The sequence below is a fragment of the Mesorhizobium sp. M7A.F.Ca.CA.002.04.1.1 genome (assembly GCF_004022805.1).
GTDB classification, from domain to species: Bacteria; Pseudomonadota; Alphaproteobacteria; order Rhizobiales; family Rhizobiaceae; genus Mesorhizobium; species Mesorhizobium ciceri.
The window spans coordinates 1-2367 of sequence record NZ_RZPL01000824.1; the positions used below are offsets into that span (position 1 = coordinate 1).

Below are 2367 nucleotides of genomic sequence, written 5' to 3' on the forward strand. Positions count from 1 at the left end.
GCTATACGTCAAAGACGGCCCGCGCGCAACACCTGTGGAGATGCGGCGCTGTGTCCTCGTCAGGGCAGCGTGAACCAGACCGGCAACATGCCTGACAGCTGGGCGCCGTCGATCAATTCGAAGGCCGGCAGCGCGATCAGAAACACCAGGGCGTCGAGCAGCGTGGTCAACAGCAGGCGCGGCTTGAAGTTTCCGGTATCGCCCTCCTGGTAGAGCGACAGTTTCGGGAAGAAGCGCGGCACCCGCGCCAGATAGGCCTGATACGGCGCGCCGAGCGCTTCCTTGAGGAACTTCTCCTCGCGCAGGATGACGATATGGAACGCCCCCGCGCACAAAAGCCCGAAGAGGATGATACCGGAGAACGAACCGATCTGCGCGCCGACACCGGCTGCGGCTACGGTCGAGAACACATAGAGCGGGTTGCGGGTGATCGAGTAAGGCCCGCCAGTCACCACCTCGGACGATTTGCGCCCGCCTATGTAGAGTGTCGCCCAAAGGCGGCCCACGATGCCGAGGAAAATCAGCAGCACGCCGAACATTTCGATCGTCTCGTGCACGGCTGTGTCGGGCGGAAACGTCGATTGGCCAAATAGCAATGCTGCAAACAGCACGACCACGAGAACGGCAAGCACTATGCGGCGCATATGCTGGTAATTGCCCAGCCCGCGTTTGAAGTCCACGTCCGAAACCTTGACTTCATCGACCATAGTGAATCCGATCGTCAGGAATTTTGCCGGCGATCGCAGCGTCTGAACAAGAAGAAGGCGTCCCGCCGATCGCCGGGACGCCTTGCGATGTGATTCAGGCGGATTTAAGCGCGATGGCCAAGCCTGACGTCATCGTGATCCTAGATACGCGCCGATGCAGATCTTAGCGCGGCGACAGCACCATCATCATCTGGCGGCCTTCGAGCTTCGGTTCCGCTTCGACCTTGGCAATCGTCGCCACTTCCTCGCGGACCTTGTTCAGAAGCTGCATGCCGAGTTCCATATGCGCCATCTCGCGGCCACGGAAGCGCAGCGTCAGCTTGACCTTGTCGCCTTCCTCGAAGAAGCGGCGAACCGCCTTCATCTTGGTCTCGTAGTCATGGCTGTCGATGTTCGGGCGCATCTTGATCTCCTTGATCTCGATGACCTTCTGGTTCTTGCGCGCCTCGGCCGCCTTCTTCTGGTTGGCGTATTTCAACTTGCCGAGATCAAGGATCTTGACGACGGGGGGCACCGCGTTGGGCGATATCTCGACGAGATCGAGCCCGGCCTCTTCGGCCAGCAGCAATGCGTCGTTGATGGAAACATCGCCGCGGTTCTGGCCTTCGGCGTCGATAAGCTGGACCCGGGGAACCCGGATGTCACGGTTGGAGCGCGGGCCATCCTTGGTCGGCGCCGCTGCTTTGAAAGGTCTGCGAATGGTCGTGGTCTCCTTGGCCGTTTCGTTCAGGATTTGTCAGTGTTGATGCATGGACGCGCCAATGTGGTGAGCGCGCGGGCGGAGTCAATAGCACAGCATTGACAGAAAATCACCCTGATCGCTGTCCTGCACCAAACAAAGAACATAGTGAGCACTTTTCGCCACGCCACCGACCGTGCCACAAGAATCCCGCGCCAGAAGAGGGCCTGAGGAAAAAGCCATGACCGCAACGCCCCCCGTCTTTATGGATGTCGATGGATCGCGCATCGCGGTGCGCCATACTGCTGGCTCTGCGCCCGGCATCGTCTGGCTCGGCGGCTACAAGTCGGACATGCTGGGCGCGAAGGCGCAGACGCTGTCGGACTGGGCGGCAAAAGAAGGCCGCGCCTTTCTGCGCCACGATTATTCCGGCCATGGCGAATCCGGCGGCGCCTTTGCCGACGGCACGATTTCGACATGGCTTGCACAAAGCCTTGCCGTGTTCCGGCATTTCACCAAGGGCAAACAGATCCTGGTCGGCTCCTCGATGGGCGCCTGGATCGCGCTGCGCATGGTGCAGGAATTGCGCGAGGCTGATGACAGCAACGTCGCCGGCCTGGTGCTGCTGGCGCCGGCACCGGATTTTACCGCTGAACTGATCGAACCGGTGCTGACCAAGGCGCAGAAGCGCGATCTCGCCAAAAAAGGTTTCTTCGAAGAGCCGTCGGACTATTCCACGGAACCCTACATCTACACCCGCGCCCTGATCGAGGACGGGCGCGACAACCTGACAATGACAGGCCCGATCGACACCCATTGCCCGGTGCATATCCTGCAGGGCCTGGCCGATGCGGATGTGCCGGCAAGCCATGCACTGAAGCTGGTCAGCCTGCTGCCCGCCGACGACGTGACCCTGTCGCTGATCCCTGACGGCGACCATCGCCTGTCGCGACCGCAGGATCTCGACATGCTGGTGCGGGC

The 2367-nt window shown here is 61.0% G+C and carries 3 protein-coding genes; 1 reads left to right on the forward strand and 2 read right to left on the reverse strand.

The genetic code is table 11. From position 1 onward, the window contains the following. Positions 1-59: 59 nt before the first annotated feature. Both ENZ75_RS29015 and infC read right to left on the reverse strand, forming a co-directional pair. Positions 60-707: an isoprenylcysteine carboxylmethyltransferase family protein gene (locus ENZ75_RS29015; protein ID WP_128278516.1), complete on the reverse strand. Its 648-nt coding sequence runs from the start codon at positions 705-707 to the stop codon at positions 60-62. Between the two features lie 163 nt (positions 708-870). Then, positions 871-1407, reverse strand: coding sequence for a translation initiation factor IF-3 (gene infC / locus ENZ75_RS29020; RefSeq protein WP_013528312.1), 537 nt, complete (start codon positions 1405-1407; stop codon positions 871-873). Between the two features lie 220 nt (positions 1408-1627). On the opposite strand from infC, the gene ENZ75_RS29025 reads away from it, so the two are divergent. Further along, on the forward strand, positions 1628-2367 hold a 740-nt coding region (locus ENZ75_RS29025), incomplete at its 3' end, for an alpha/beta hydrolase (RefSeq protein ID WP_164888082.1).

Excerpts from the sequence above, each read along its gene's own strand:
- ENZ75_RS29015 (WP_128278516.1), bottom strand. The coding sequence starts at position 707 with ATGGTCGATGAAGTCAAGGTTTCGGACGTGGACTTCAAACGCGGGCTG.